At 71.2% G+C, this 12,782-nt stretch carries 20 protein-coding genes; 12 read left to right on the top strand and 8 right to left on the bottom strand.

Features of this window, described 5'->3' with window-relative positions; all coding sequences use genetic code 11:
* Positions 1–145: 145 nt before the first annotated feature.
* Positions 146–484, bottom strand: a complete 339-nt coding sequence (locus H288_RS0101815; protein ID WP_234081943.1) for a NepR family anti-sigma factor — start codon at positions 482–484, stop codon at positions 146–148.
* 174 nt (positions 485–658) lie between these two features.
* Here H288_RS0101815 and H288_RS0101810 point away from each other — a divergent pair, with 174 nt between their 5' ends.
* On the top strand, positions 659–1,462 hold the full coding sequence (locus tag H288_RS0101810) for a response regulator (RefSeq protein WP_012321915.1): 804 nt from the start codon (positions 659–661) through the stop codon (positions 1,460–1,462).
* Positions 1,463–2,052: 590 nt separating this feature from the next.
* Complete coding sequence (locus tag H288_RS0101805; RefSeq protein WP_020090882.1) at positions 2,053–2,316, top strand: hypothetical protein; 264 nt, start codon at positions 2,053–2,055, stop codon at positions 2,314–2,316.
* Between the two features lie 164 nt (positions 2,317–2,480).
* Here H288_RS0101805 and H288_RS0101800 read toward each other — a convergent pair whose 3' ends face one another.
* Positions 2,481–2,669, bottom strand: a complete 189-nt coding sequence (locus tag H288_RS0101800; protein ID WP_010683678.1) for a KGG domain-containing protein — start codon at positions 2,667–2,669, stop codon at positions 2,481–2,483.
* A 240-nt stretch (positions 2,670–2,909) separates the two neighbouring features.
* On the opposite strand from H288_RS0101800, the gene H288_RS0101795 reads away from it, so the two are divergent.
* On the top strand, positions 2,910–3,116 hold the full coding sequence (locus H288_RS0101795; RefSeq protein ID WP_020090880.1) for a hypothetical protein: 207 nt from the start codon (positions 2,910–2,912) through the stop codon (positions 3,114–3,116).
* A 17-nt stretch (positions 3,117–3,133) separates the two neighbouring features.
* On the opposite strand, the gene H288_RS0101790 is transcribed toward H288_RS0101795, so the two are convergent.
* On the bottom strand, positions 3,134–3,892 hold the full coding sequence (locus H288_RS0101790) for an electron transporter (protein WP_020090879.1): 759 nt from the start codon (positions 3,890–3,892) through the stop codon (positions 3,134–3,136).
* Positions 3,893–4,028: 136 nt separating this feature from the next.
* Here H288_RS0101790 and H288_RS0101785 point away from each other — a divergent pair, with 136 nt between their 5' ends.
* Positions 4,029–4,472, top strand: coding sequence for a Crp/Fnr family transcriptional regulator (locus tag H288_RS0101785; protein WP_020090878.1), 444 nt, complete (start codon positions 4,029–4,031; stop codon positions 4,470–4,472).
* On the opposite strand, the gene H288_RS0101780 is transcribed toward H288_RS0101785, so the two are convergent.
* Positions 4,473–4,913 (bottom strand): VOC family protein, encoded by a 441-nt coding sequence (locus H288_RS0101780; protein ID WP_020090877.1) that lies wholly within the window; start codon positions 4,911–4,913, stop codon positions 4,473–4,475.
* 171 nt (positions 4,914–5,084) lie between these two features.
* Between H288_RS0101780 and H288_RS0101775 the strand changes: the two genes are divergently transcribed.
* Complete coding sequence (locus tag H288_RS0101775; RefSeq protein WP_020090876.1) at positions 5,085–5,765, top strand: L,D-transpeptidase; 681 nt, start codon at positions 5,085–5,087, stop codon at positions 5,763–5,765.
* A 27-nt stretch (positions 5,766–5,792) separates the two neighbouring features.
* Here the strand turns inward: H288_RS0101775 and H288_RS0101770 are convergent, their stop codons facing one another.
* Positions 5,793–6,086 (bottom strand): hypothetical protein, encoded by a 294-nt coding sequence (locus H288_RS0101770; protein WP_020090875.1) that lies wholly within the window; start codon positions 6,084–6,086, stop codon positions 5,793–5,795.
* 211 nt (positions 6,087–6,297) lie between these two features.
* On the opposite strand from H288_RS0101770, the gene H288_RS0101765 reads away from it, so the two are divergent.
* Positions 6,298–6,801, top strand: coding sequence for a thermonuclease family protein (locus H288_RS0101765; RefSeq protein ID WP_026604576.1), 504 nt, complete (start codon positions 6,298–6,300; stop codon positions 6,799–6,801).
* Positions 6,802–6,814: 13 nt separating this feature from the next.
* Here H288_RS0101765 and H288_RS0101760 read toward each other — a convergent pair whose 3' ends face one another.
* Positions 6,815–7,933 carry an AI-2E family transporter gene (locus H288_RS0101760; RefSeq protein WP_020090873.1) on the bottom strand — a complete coding sequence of 373 codons (1,119 nt, stop codon included), beginning with the start codon at positions 7,931–7,933 and terminating at the stop codon, positions 6,815–6,817.
* A 278-nt stretch (positions 7,934–8,211) separates the two neighbouring features.
* Here H288_RS0101760 and H288_RS0101755 point away from each other — a divergent pair, with 278 nt between their 5' ends.
* From H288_RS0101755 to H288_RS0101730, 6 genes are all read left to right on the top strand, one after another.
* Positions 8,212–8,520: an acyl carrier protein gene (locus tag H288_RS0101755; RefSeq protein WP_020090872.1), complete on the top strand. Its 309-nt coding sequence runs from the start codon at positions 8,212–8,214 to the stop codon at positions 8,518–8,520.
* A 22-nt stretch (positions 8,521–8,542) separates the two neighbouring features.
* On the top strand, positions 8,543–9,022 hold the full coding sequence (locus tag H288_RS0101750) for a 3-hydroxyacyl-ACP dehydratase FabZ family protein (RefSeq protein WP_020090871.1): 480 nt from the start codon (positions 8,543–8,545) through the stop codon (positions 9,020–9,022).
* A gap of 18 nt (positions 9,023–9,040) precedes the next feature.
* Positions 9,041–10,180: a beta-ketoacyl-ACP synthase gene (locus H288_RS0101745; RefSeq protein WP_020090870.1), complete on the top strand. Its 1,140-nt coding sequence runs from the start codon at positions 9,041–9,043 to the stop codon at positions 10,178–10,180.
* A 371-nt stretch (positions 10,181–10,551) separates the two neighbouring features.
* Entirely contained in the window at positions 10,552–10,761 is a 210-nt protein-coding gene (locus H288_RS0101740; protein ID WP_020090869.1) for a cold-shock protein, read from the top strand.
* A gap of 124 nt (positions 10,762–10,885) precedes the next feature.
* Positions 10,886–11,254: a DUF6481 family protein gene (locus H288_RS0101735; RefSeq protein WP_026604575.1), complete on the top strand. Its 369-nt coding sequence runs from the start codon at positions 10,886–10,888 to the stop codon at positions 11,252–11,254.
* Positions 11,255–11,291: 37 nt separating this feature from the next.
* Complete coding sequence (locus H288_RS0101730; RefSeq protein WP_026604574.1) at positions 11,292–11,492, top strand: hypothetical protein; 201 nt, start codon at positions 11,292–11,294, stop codon at positions 11,490–11,492.
* A 10-nt stretch (positions 11,493–11,502) separates the two neighbouring features.
* On the opposite strand, the gene H288_RS0101725 is transcribed toward H288_RS0101730, so the two are convergent.
* Both H288_RS0101725 and H288_RS0101720 read right to left on the bottom strand, forming a co-directional pair.
* On the bottom strand, positions 11,503–11,991 hold the full coding sequence (locus H288_RS0101725) for a GNAT family N-acetyltransferase (RefSeq protein ID WP_020090866.1): 489 nt from the start codon (positions 11,989–11,991) through the stop codon (positions 11,503–11,505).
* Positions 11,988–12,755 carry an NAD kinase gene (locus H288_RS0101720; RefSeq protein ID WP_020090865.1) on the bottom strand — a complete coding sequence of 256 codons (768 nt, stop codon included), beginning with the start codon at positions 12,753–12,755 and terminating at the stop codon, positions 11,988–11,990. Before H288_RS0101720 ends, H288_RS0101725 begins: the two co-directional genes overlap by 4 nt.
* Positions 12,756–12,782 lie beyond the last annotated feature (27 nt).

Here is a 12,782-nt window from a genome sequence, read left to right as displayed (position 1 = left end):
AGGGCCGGAGCGGCCGGCCCCGTTCAGCGGGCCGGCGCACGGACCCACGGAAGAGCCGTCGCCGCAGGGCGGCGGCTTTTTCCATCGCGGCGCTGCCATCGCGCCGTTGCAGGGGTGGATTGTCCCGGTGACGGGACGAGCGGTTTCAGGCCTTGCGGTCGGCGCTGTCGAGCTTGGCGATCAGTTCGGCGAAGCGATCGGGTACGGGCTGCTGCGTGACCGTGTCGTACATCGCGCGCAGCTGCGCGGCGATGCGGTTCCGGGTCTGATCGCTGAGGCCGCCCTTGCTCCTGGAGCGGTCGGACGGGTCGGAAGCGGCCGTACCGCCGGAGCTGTTCTCGGACTCCGACAAGCGATCCGAAGCGGTCTCGACGTGCGGATCGCGCGCGCGAAGACCGGCCTCCTTTCCCTGGTCCACCATCAACACGCCCCTTGTTGCCGAAGTCGGCCCGGCCGCATTGTGCTGCGGCTCGACATACGCCATGGCTGCGCCGGCAACGCCTGCGCGCCGGCATCGGTTCCGCTGGGGGGTGGAACGGAGTGCGGGCCTCCGCGTTGGGCGGTAGGCTGCGCAGGACAGAAAGCCGGCCCCGGCAGGCCCTCGGTGACGGATCGAGGCGTTCGCGGCCGGGCAACACGGCGAGGCACAGGGGATCGAATGTCGACATCGCAACTCGTGGTACAGCACCTGCCGTACCTGCGCCGCTACGCGCGCGCGCTCACGGGTAGCCAAGTGGCGGGTGACGCGTACGTCGCCGCCACCCTGGAGACCCTCGTCAACGAGCCGGACACGCTCGGTCGCAGCACCAACATCAAGGCCGACCTGTTCCGCGTCTTCACGCGGATCTGGAACTCGCTCTCGGTCAACGGCCGCAGCGAGCAGGTCCAGCACGACCTGCCGGCGGAGGTCCGCCTCGGCCAGATCACCCCGCTGCCGCGCCAGGCCTTCCTGCTCTCCTGCCTCGAGGGCTTCTCCGAGGAGGACGCGGCGATCATTCTGGGCGTCGACGTGTCCGAGGTTCGCGACCTCGTGGACGAGGCCGGTCGGGAGCTCGCCGCCGACATGGCGACCGAGATCCTCATCATCGAGGACGAGCCCCTGATCGCGATGGATCTGGAGGCGCTGGTCGAGGGTCTCGGCCACAACGTCATCGGCGTCGCCCGCACCCGCACCGAGGCGATCAAGATCGCCGGCGAGGGCAAGCGCCCCGGCCTGATCCTGGCCGACATCCAGCTCGCCGACGGCTCCTCCGGCCTCGACGCCGTGAACGACCTCCTGAAATCCTTCGAGGTGCCGGTGATCTTCATCACCGCCTATCCCGAGCGCTTCCTCACCGGTGAGCGGCCCGAGCCGGCGTTCCTGATCGCCAAGCCGTTCCAGCCCGCCAACGTCTCGGCGGTGATCAGCCAGGCGCTGTTCTTCCAGCAGACCGCCCGTCGGCGGGAAGCCAAGACGGCCTGAGCTGACGGCCTGAGCTGACGGCCTGAGATCCGGCCTGAGGTCAGGCTTGGCGGTTCGCCCCCGGGAGTGACCCGGGGCGTCCGCGACCGAGAGTGGCGACAACGAAAAAGCCCCGGCTCACGCCGGGGCTTTTTTTGTTGTCGGTCCGCACGCCCTCGTCGGACGCCGCGCACAAAAAAACGGGCCGGAGAGAGCTCCAGCCCGTCGCGAAGGTTCCGGCCGATGCACAAGGGGAATGCGGGGAGGACCAGGTGGCCGGGTGCACAGAGAACGGGTGCCGGCGCGGGAGGTTCCAGAATGGGCGCTTTTTCGTGAGGTGTGCTTTTTCTGCCACGAACCGTGGCTGTGGATAGCGGGCGTGCGCCGCCGCACCAACAGCCGAGCTGCGTTCGAATACTCAGGATTCGTAGACGCGAGACAGTCTAGGAACCTGCGATTGCAGGGCGCGTTGTACGAACATCCTGTCAAGCTCTCTCAATGAGGTCGGGGCGATGCTGCGGTCTGGTTTCATCCTGGGCGTGAGTGCTCCTGCGGCTCTTCTCACCGTTCTGGTCCAGCCGGTGGTTCGCGACACGGCGGATCGGTGGACGATGCCGGTCCCGACCGCGCAGACCATTTCGGCGCCGCTGCCCGGGATGCGCCCCGTGTCGCTGTCGATCAGCCCGACGCGGGTGGCGGGGGTGCAGCGCCTCGACAGCCGGAACGCCCCGGTGGCCGGCGAGGCGCAGGATCTGGAGATCAAGCCGATCCTGCGGCAGCCGCCACGGCGCATGCGCGAGGGGTGCGAGGCGGCGCTGAGCTCCCTGGTCGGTCCCGAGGCGCGCCGCATGACCCCCGGCCGCTGCATTTCCTGATCGGCGCCGACAGGTCTGGAAATCAGAAGGCCCCGCCGTCTCGGCGGGGCCTTTATGCTGTGTGGATCGGCCCTAGATCGCGATCCGCGGCCTAAACTTGAAACGAAAACGGCGCCCGTCCCGAGGGACGCGGCGCCGCTACGCGGTACGAAACGGCAGCGGCCTCACTCGGCCCGGCCGGTCCCCGTGGACTGACCGCCCTTGCGGCCGGCGGACGAGGCGAGCTCACGGTCCTGCGAGAAGGAGCGCTTCTCGGCCGGAACGCTGCGGCCGCCCTTGCTGGCGATCTCGCGCTGCCGCTCCAGGTCCATCGAGGCAAAGCCTCGCTTCGAGGTCGAATTTCCGGACGCCATCAGTTCCTCCTCAGGCTTCGCTTCACCCCGCAACAACCTTCAGCAATAACCAAGGTTCCTGTCCCGAGACCTGCTCAAGCTTCCGACAGCTAAGCTTGGCAGCAACCCCGACTTGTGTGCCGCGTTGGTCGACATTCGACCTTGGTTGAAGTCCGCGTCGGGTCCGACAGGCCCGGAGGCCCGGCGACTCGTCCCGGGCGGACGGCGCGGCCTCACGGCACGAGAGAAGGGTTTTCGCGCATGACGAACCGCAACATGGTCAAGGATGCCGCTCCGGGGGCACAGGCCACGCAGCCCAACACGCCGCCGCTGCCGCCGATGCCGGCGCCGGAAGATTCCGCCACCCCGACCACCCGCGAGGAGCCGACGGATTCGCCGCACCTGAATGCCAGTCTCAAGCGCGACGCGCCCCCTCCCGGGGGACAGGGGCTCTCGACGAAGCGCTGAGCGGGGCGAGGGCGTTCTCAGGTCCGGCGCCGGTGCGCGAGGCGCGTCAGGCCCGCGACGAGAAGGGCGATCGCCAGGATCGTGACGATCCCGGCCACCGTCAGGATCCGCTGGATGAGGGGCGTGTAGACGCCGCGCGCGGCATCGTAGCCGTAGCAGAGCAGGGTGAGCCGGTCGGCGATGCTGCCGACCCGGCCCTCGCCGGCTTCCGTCAGGGCGAGGCGCAGGTCGCGCCCGGTCAGCGCCAGGGGCGACAGCACACGGGCTACCCGGCCGTCGGCGGTGAGGAGAAGCGCCGCCGCGGGATGCGCGAAGCTGTCGGTCCCGGCATCGTAGACAGCTTCATAGCCCAGCGCGCCGGTGAGGCGCGCGAGCGCGGCGTCCGACACGATGAGCGCCCGGGGCCGGACGGATCCCGCCCGATTCCCGAGCGTCTCCGCCAGCATGCGCCGGGCGGCCGCGGCGTCGTCGCGGGGATCGATCCCGACCAGCACGAGGGCGTAGTCGTCGATCGGCAGGCCGGTGGCCGCCAGCGCGTCCACCGACAGGGACAGCATGGGGTCGCAGACGTTCCCGCAGGTGTAATCCACCGGCAGCAGAAGGGCCGCGCGGCCGCCCAGGGCCTGCCCGAGGGTGGTCGGCCGGTCGGTGCGCGCGTCGGTGGCGGCGAGGTCGAGCGGAGCCCGGGCACCCGGGGGCGGCGCGACCGCGACGCGGGCGAGGTCGGCCTTGACGAGGCGGGCCGCTGCCGGCTCCGGCGACAGGACGAGGCACAATGCCAGGAGGGCGCCGAGACCACACCGACAGGTTGCGTAAGGCGCGGGGCTGGACAAGTGCCTGACGAACCGCATGGATAAGCGGGCCCGTCCGGCCCCGCCGTCCTGGGCGTGAGACCCGTCGCGGAGCCCCCGAATGACCCTCGACACCGAGGTTTCCTCCCTGAAGCAGGTGCCGCTGTTCCGCGAGGTGGAACCGGCGCGCCTGAAGCTCCTGGCCTTCACCAGCGAGCGGGTGCATTTCGAGCCGGGGCAACGCTTCTTCGCCCGCGGCGACGTCGCGGATGCGGCCTACGTGATCCTCTCGGGTACGGCGGACGTCAGCATCGACGGTCCCGCCGGCCCGGTGCGGCTGGCGCTGCTCGGCCAGGACGCCCTCGTCGGTGAGATGGGCATCCTGGCCGAGCAGCCCCGCTCCGCCACCGTGACGGCGCAATCCGCGGTGACCGCCCTGCGTATCGACCGCGGGGTGTTCTTGGAACTGCTGGCCCAGTTTCCACAGATCAGCATCGCCCTGATGCGCGTGCTGGCGCTGCGGCTGGAGCAGACCAACCAGGCGCTGGCGGAGAGCCGGGGCTGATCATCCCGCGTAGGTGATGAATTCCAGGAGCGAGCCGTCGGGATCCCGGAAGTAGACGCTGATCCCCGCGCCCGCGGCGCCGTGCCGCTCCACCGGGCCGAGTTCCACCGGGACCCCGGCGGCCTCGAGATGCGCGATGGCGGTCTCGATCGCGCCCGACCAGCGGAAGCACAGGTCGCTGTTGCCCGGCTGGACGGGTTTCGCCGCGACCGGTACCGGCTCGACGCCCGGCCCGTGGCAATTGAGCTGGACGCCGCCGAACCGGTAGGCGAAGCCGGGACCGCGCTCGAGGATCTCGGCACCCACCACGTCGCGGTAGAAGGCGTTCGAGCGTGCCCAGTCGCTCACGTGGATCACGCAGTGATCGAGGTGTATCGCCGGGCTGAGCGGGACATCGGGAGCGACCGTCGCCTCGGTGGGAAGAGTTTCGGTCTCGGCCATCGTTCACCTCCGCTCCGGGCGCAGTAGAGCACCGCTGCGATTCAGAATTAGGGCACAACCGTGGCCGTGGGAGCGGCCCGCGCGCGGCCGGCTGCGGCGCAAAAGCTACATCGTCACAGGCGCAGAGGCGGTAGGCATGGCGCGACGACCGTATCCCGCACGACAGGACCTATGATCGCCACGCTTCCCTCGGCCTGGAGCCGCCTGCGCCGGATCGTTCTCTCGCGAATCCTCCTCGCCGTCGTGGCGATCGCGCCCCTCGCGGCCTGCCAGACCCGTCCGGTCCAGGTCGCCCAGGATGACGAGGCGGCGTGGTACGTCGGCAGCAAGCCCGACAAGCCCTTCGACATTCCGCTGGTCGACACCCAGCGCCTCGATCCGAAGTACCGCCGCCAGCAGGTGAGCTACAACGGCCCCGAGCAGCCGGGGACGATCGTGGTCGACATCGACAAGCGGCAGCTCGTCCTGGTCCAGGCCGACGGCACGGCGATGCAGTACGGTGTCGGCGTCGGCAAGGCCGGCTTCTCCTGGAAGGGCGAGGCGCGGGTCGGGCGCAAGGGCGTCTGGCCGGACTGGAGCCCGACCGTCACGATGGTCTCGCTGCATCCCGACCTGCCGCGCACCCGCAAGGGCGGCCTCGACAATCCCCTCGGCGCGCGCGCCCTCTACCTCTACCAGGGCAACCGCGACATCCTGTTCCGCATTCACGGCACCAACGAGCCCTGGAGCATCGGCGAGCAGATGTCGTCGGGCTGCGTTCGGATGCTGAACGAGGATATCGCCGACCTGTATGAGCGCGTGCCGGTGGGCACCCGCGTGCTCATCAAGCGCAACGGCAAGTACCGGACCTGAGCGGGCGAGGCGCGGATTCCTGACCGGTCAGCCGGCCGGCGTCCCCGCGGCGGACGCGTCGCGGACCTCGCCGGAGACCCGCTTTGCGAGCCGGTCCAGAGCCGCTCGATCCAGATCACCCCGATCCGGGCCGCCGGGGGCCGCGGCCGGCTCGCCCGGTCGACCGTCCGGCCCCATGCCGTCGCTGGCCAGCACCGCGGCGGTGGTCAGGCCCGGACTGGTCCGGTCCGTCGGCCGCTCCGGGCCGATCGAGAGGCCGGCCCAGACGAGGAGAGCCGCGCACAGGGCCAGGCTGGCCAGCAGGGTCTTGAGAAAGGTCATGTTTCATAACGAGCGGCTCCGGGCCGTCGTTCCGTTGCCAAGCTTCGCTCCGACGGGCGGAACGCTTTGGCAACCACGGCGGTCGAAACTCGGCATCGCGCTCGCGAGGCCGATTCGGTCACCCGGCAAATTCGCCACATTGGCCGGGCACCGTCGCGGCCTCGACGCCCCCGTCACCAGCTGACTCGCCACGCGCGTGGACATTCCCGCTATGATCAGACCGATGCTCGCCCTGCTCCTCCTCTGCGGCCCCGCGGCCGCGGCCGGGACGGTCAGCGGCCCCGCGACCGTGATCGACGGTGACACGATCGAGGTGCAGGGCACGCGTATCAACCTCTACGGTATCGACGCCCCCGAGACCGCGCAGCGCTGCGAGACCGCCAATGGCCAGGAGTATCGCTGCGGCAGCAAGGCCGCGCAGGCCCTGCGCGCGCGGATCGGCGGCGGCGCGGTCACGTGCGAGCGGCGGGAGGGCGGCGTGCCCGGTCGCGTCACCGGGATCTGCCACGTCCACGGTGAGGACCTGTCCGCCTGGATGGTCGGGCAGGGCCTGGCGCTGGCCAACCGTCAAGTGACGGCTCCCTATATCCGCCAGGAGGGCCACGCCTGGGCGACCCGCCGCGGCATCTGGGCCGGCACCTTCGAGAAGCCGGCCGACTGGCGCCAGGACCGGCGCCGAGTCGAGGCCGCGGCCGGCACGAGCGCGGCCGACTAGCCGCTCCGGCGGCTCAGGCCGTCGCGTCCTGTCCCTCGGTGAATTCCCGCCAGAGGAGGACCAGGGCGGCCATCACGGCCGGCCCTAGGAACAGGCCGAGGAGCCCGAAGGTCTCGACGCCGCCGAGGATGCCGAGGAGCACCCACAGGAAGGGCAGCTTGGTCGTGCCGCCGATCAGCGCCGGGCGAATGAAGTGGTCGGCCACGAAAGTCACGACGAGGCCCGCCGCCGCCACCACGAGAGCCGCCGTCACCGACCCGGCCGCCACCAGGAGGAGCGCCGCGATCGCGATGGCCACGGCGGCGCCGAACGGGATCATCGCCGCCACCGCCGTGAAGGCGCCGAGCAGGACCGGGTGGGGCACGCCCGCGAAGTGGTAGACGATCCCGAGCACGAAGCCCTCGCCGAGGCCGACCAGCACCAGCCCGTCGACCGTGCCGTGCACGGAGGCCACCATCTGGCGGGCGACGCGCTCGCCGCGCGGCCCGAACAGCCGGTGGCAGGCGGTGAGCGACTGGTCCCGCACCGTCCGCCAGTCGCGGAACAGGAAGAACAGCGCCACGAGGCTGAAGCCGAACAGGACGATGCGGTGCAGCACCTCGCGGCCGACATTGCGGGAGGCCCCGAGCACCGAGTGGTTCTCGAACCGGCGCAGCAGGTCGGAGCCCGCCTGCGCGTGGCCGAGATTGTCGTTCCACCACGCGGTCGCCTGCGCGGCGCCGTAGGGCAGGTGCTGCAGGAATTCCGGCGCCGGCACCCCGTTCGCCTCGGCGTTCCGAACGAACTCGGCCACGTCGTGGGCCTCGCGGGCGGCCTGGATGCCGAGGATCGCGAGCGGCGCCAGGAAGACCAGCGCCACGGCCGCGGTCATCAGCGTGGGCAGGAGGATGTTGTGCTTGCCCGGCGGGAAACGGTGCTCGAGCCGCTGGTAGACAGGCCAGAGGGCGATCGCCAGGACCACCGCCCAGGCGAGCGCCGGCAGGAACTCGTGCAGGATCCAGAGGCCGAGCGCCGTCAGGGTCAGGACCAGCAGGACCCGGGCCGCTCCCTGGGAGCGCGCGCGCTCCTGCGGCGGCAGGGGCGGCGTCTCGACGCGCGCCGGCGGGGCGGCGGGCTTGGTGATCGGTGGCATCCGTCTGGTCTCCTAGGGACGCGCCTCGTCTCGCCGTCAAGCTAGGGCCGGCGCGTCCGGAGCGTACGCGCGTCCCCGCACCCGGCGGCGCACGCCTGTGGACAGGCGCTGAAACGCCGGGGAAGCGCCGCGGTTGCCGCTTCTGACACCCTCGTGTAGAGGTCGCCGCCATTCGACCGGGCCGCGTTCCAGGCCCCGTCCACGCGTCGGGCGGCCGCCCGGGCGGCGAGGGGGCTCCCGCACGACCGATCCGGAACTCGAACAGCCCGCGAGAAGACATGTCCGACGAGCCCGCCCACGGCAGCGCCACCTTCGAGCGCGTGGCCGACATCATTGCCGAGACCGCCGACATCCCGCGGGACAAGATCACGCGCGAGAGTCACGCCATCGACGACCTCGGCATCGACAGCCTCGCCTTCCTCGACATCGCCTTCGCGGTCGACAAGGCTTTCGGGATCAAGCTGCCACTCGAGCGGTGGACCCAGGAGGTCAACGAGGGCAAGGTCCCGGCCGAGGAGTACTTCGTCCTCAAGAACCTGTGCGCGCGCATCGACGGCCTCGTGGCCGAGAAGGCCGCCAAGGTCTGAACCGAGGCCGATCCGACCCGTCATGCGCCTCGAATACTTCGAGATGATCGACTCCGTGCGGCTCCTCGACAAGGCCGCGGGCCGCATCGAGGCGCTCGCCCGGGTGCCGATGGCGAGCCCGGTCTTCGAGGGCCACTTCCCCGGCCATCCCCTCGTGCCGGGGGTCCTCCTCACCGAGACGATGGCCCAGGCCTCCGGGTATCTCGTACTCGCCCATCTCGACTTCGCCCGGATGCCGTTCCTCACCGGGGTCGACAAGGCGCGCTTCCGGTCCTTCGTCGGGCCCGGCGCGGACCTCCTCGTCACGGCCACCCTCGAGCACGACGGCTCGGGCTACGCGGTGACCAGGGCGGCGATCAGCCACGACGGCAAGGCGCTGTGCGACGCGGAACTCCGCTTCCGCACCATGCCGTTCCCGGACGGACTCGACGCGCCGATGCGCGAGCGCGCGCGGACCATCGGCCTGTTCCCCGATCCGGCTCCGGCCGAACGCGAGCCCTGAGCCAGCCATGAGCCAGCCATGAGCCGCCCCGTCGTCGTCACCGGCCTCGGCCTCGTCTCCTGCGCGGGCGAGGGCGTCGACGCCCACCTGGCCGCTCTCGCCGGGGAGGCGGCCCCGCGCACCGACAGCGAGACCTTCGCGCCCTATCCGGTCCATCCGGCCCCGGCGATCGTCTGGGACGGCCAGATCCCCAAGCGCAGCGACCAGCGCCAGATGGAGGCGTGGCAGCGGCTCGGCGTCTACGCCGCCGGCCTCGCGCTCGACGCGGCGGGCGTGAAGGACGACGCCGCCTTCAAGCAGGCGCTCCACCTCGTCGTGGCCGCGGGCGGCGGTGAGCGCGACTACGCGGCGGACGGAGCGATCCTGACCGGCCTGCGCGACGCCGCCGATCCGGGCGCCTACCTGAACGAGCGGCTCCAGAACGATCTCCGCCCGACCCTGTTCCTCGCCCAGCTCTCGAACCTGCTCGCCGGCAACATCGCCATCGTGCACGGGGTGACGGGCGCCTCGCGCACGTTCATGGGCGAGGAATCCGCCGGGGTCGACGCCCTGCGGATCGCCCAGGCGCGGGTGGCGTCGGGCCAGATCGACGCGATCTTGGTCGGCGGCTCCTACAGCGCCGAGCGGCCGGACGTGCTGGTGATCCACGAGATGGGCGGCTACCTCGCCCGCGACGCCTACCGCCCGGTCTTCGCGCGGGGCGAGTCCGGTGGCGGGGCGGGCGGGTTCATCCTCGGGAGTTGCGCGGCCTTCCTGATGCTCGAATCCGCCGCCCACGCCGCGGCGCGCGGCGCCCGCGCCCTGGCCCGGCTGGAGCCAGTGGCGAGCGATCGGACCCGGCGCGCGCCGGGCAGTGTCGCCGGCAGCCTCGAGACGCTCTGGCGACAGGCCGGCCTCTCGGCTCCCGACACCGTCCTGTCCGGCGCTACCGGCGTGGCCCCGATCACCGCGGAGGAGCGCGGCGCGGTGGCGCGGCTCGCACCGGGCGCGCGCCTGCGCGCCCTCGGGGACGTGATCGGGCACGGGCTCGAAGTGGCGGCGCCGTTCGGGGCGGCGCTCGCCGCCGCCCTCGTCGCCGCCGGCGGTGCGCGCGAGGTCGCCGTGACGGCCGTCGGCCACCGGCGCGGCGAAGGGATCCTGCGCCTCGTCCCGGCCTGAGCGAACCCGCGTCACGCGGCGCATGTCGGCCGCGTCCGATCGTCCGGTCGGCAGCACAGCTTTCGCGCGGACGCGCCGTATTGAAATCCCTTATCCCGTTGTTCAAGCGACCGTTCCGGCGCCGCTCAACCGGAATTTCCGGAAAGAGTTTCCCGCATCGCTGCGGCGCTGGCCGAGGGAAATATTTCTCTGCGCTTGCCAAAGAACCGCCGGCGGTCTACTTCTACCGCATCGGCACGTGTCCGGATATCTTGGACCGTTACGCCTTCGCAGGGCGGTTCTGACTTTCCTATCGCTATCGGTCGATGCCGGCGCCCCCTCGTTCGGGCGGGTGCCATCTCTCACTATGCCTGCGAAGATCAAGGACTTCCATGAGCACCGGAACCGTCAAGTGGTTCAACGAGACCAAGGGCTACGGCTTCATCCAGCCGGATGACGGCGGCAAGGACGTGTTCGTCCACATCTCGGCCGTCGAGCGCGCCGGCCTGCGCGGCCTGAACGAGGGCCAGAAGGTCACGTACGAGCTGGAGACCGACCGTCGCAGCGGCAAGCAGTCCGCCGGTCAGCTCCAGACGGCCTGATCGCCGTCCTCAGCGTTTCTCCGGAAGCCGCTCCTCTGGGAGCGGCTTCTTCGTATCTGCCATCGTGTTTCTAACCCCCCCTCTGCGGGTGACGGCCTTCGCCGCACCCGATCCAGGAGTGTCTGTGAGCTTTTTGAACAAGCAGGGTGTCGCCGATCGCCTCGAGACCGCCGCCAAGGCGCGCTCCGAGATGCTGGCCCGGTTCCGGGCCCGCCCGTCCGCCGACGACCCGGCCGTCCTCGCCCGCCAATCCGCCCGCCGCGCTGTGGTCGATGCCCGCGAAGTCCGCGCTGCCGAGCGCGCCGCCCAGCGTCAGGCCGAGATCGAGCGCGCCGCCGCCCTCGCCGAGGCGGAACGCCTCGCCGAGATCGAGCGCAAGCACGCCGAGCAGCTGGCCGCCCAGGAGCGCGCCAAGGCCTTGCAGGCCGAGCAGAAGGCCCAGCGCGACGCGCGCTATCTCGCCCGCAAGGCGAAGGCTCAGAAGAAGCGCTGAGGCGCGTTCCGCAGCGATGCCCGTCCAGGAGCTCGGCATGTCCCACAAGTTCAAGGTCGGCGAGCGCGTCTGCCGGTCCCGCCTGGGCATCCCGGGCGAGACGGGCGAGGCCGAGGTGTTCGAGATCCTGCGGCTGATGCCGGCGGATCAGACTGGCGAGCCGAGCTATCGGATCCGGACGAAGACCGGCGAGCGGGCGATCCGCGAGGGTGACCTCGTCGCGGCCCCGCAGGCCTGATCCGGGCGCCTCAGAGCGTCCGGAACATCACCAGCGCGTCGACCGGCCCGAGCGTCGGGTGCCGGAAGGCGCCCGGCAGCCGGCCGACCACGTCGAAGCCGAAGCTCTCCCAGAGCCGGACGGCCCGGGCGTTGGTGCTCACCACGAAGTTGAACTGCATCGCCGCGAAGCCCCGCGCCCGCGCCCGGTCGAGGGCGTGCGCGCACATGGCCCGCGCGACCCCGCGGCCGAGGGCGGCCGCTCCCGTCATGAAGCCGCAATTGGCGACATGGGCGCCCCCGCCAGCCTGGTTCGCGCGCAGGTAGTACGTGCCGAGCACCGTCCCTGCCTCCTCGGCCACGAAGGTCTCGCGGTCAGGGCCGGTCCAGTACGCGAGGGCCTCGGCCTCGCCGAGGTCGCGGTCCAGCGCGTAGGTCTCACCGGCCCGGATGGTCGGCACGATGATGCCGGTGATGGCCGCGTGGTCGGCCGCCTGCGCGGCCCGGATGTGCAGACTCACCCGAATTGCTCCCGCAGGATGCGCTCGTCGAGGCTGTGGCCGGGATCGTGCAGCAGCACGAGCTCGGTGGCGCGGTCGAGGGAGGTCTCCACCGTGCAGACCCGGCGGAACTCCGTGTGATCGGCCACCGCCGCGACCGGGCGGTGGGGGGCGTCGAGGACGTCGATCCGGATCCGGGCGTAGTCCGGCAGAAGTGCGCCGCGCCAGCGCCGGGGGCGGAAGGCCGAGATCGGTGTCAGCGCCAGAAGCTTGGCGTCGAGCGGCAGGATCGGTCCCCCGACCGACAGGTTGTAGGCCGTGGAGCCCGCCGCGGTGGCGACGAGCACGCCGTCGGCGATCAGCAGGTCGAGCCGGACATTGCCGTCGACGGCGATCTTCAGTTTGGCGGTCTGGTGGGTCTGGCGCAGCAGGTAGACCTCGTTGATCGCCCGCGCCCGGTGGGATCGGCCCTCCGTGTCGAGCACGTCCATCACCAGCGGGTGGATGACGCTGCGCTGGGCGTTCTCCAGATGCTCCAGGAGGTCGTCGTCGCGGAACTCGTTCATCAGGAAGCCGACCGTGCCGCGGTTCATCCCGTAGATCGGCTTCGGGTGGTCCATGAAGCGGTGCAGCACCTGGAGCATCAGGCCGTCACCGCCCAGGGCCACGACGACGTCGGCCTCCTCGGGCGGGACGTGGTCGTAGCGCCGCATCAGGGCGGCCGCGGCCTCGCGGGCGTAGCCGGTCGGGCTCGCCACGAAGGCGATCTTCTGGAAACGCGGCATGGATCAGGCGCAGCCGCGCAGGCGCGT

The organism is Methylobacterium sp. 285MFTsu5.1 (assembly GCF_000383455.1).
Classification (GTDB): Bacteria; Pseudomonadota; Alphaproteobacteria; order Rhizobiales; family Beijerinckiaceae; genus Methylobacterium.
This window is presented reverse-complemented; position numbering and strand designations above follow the sequence as displayed.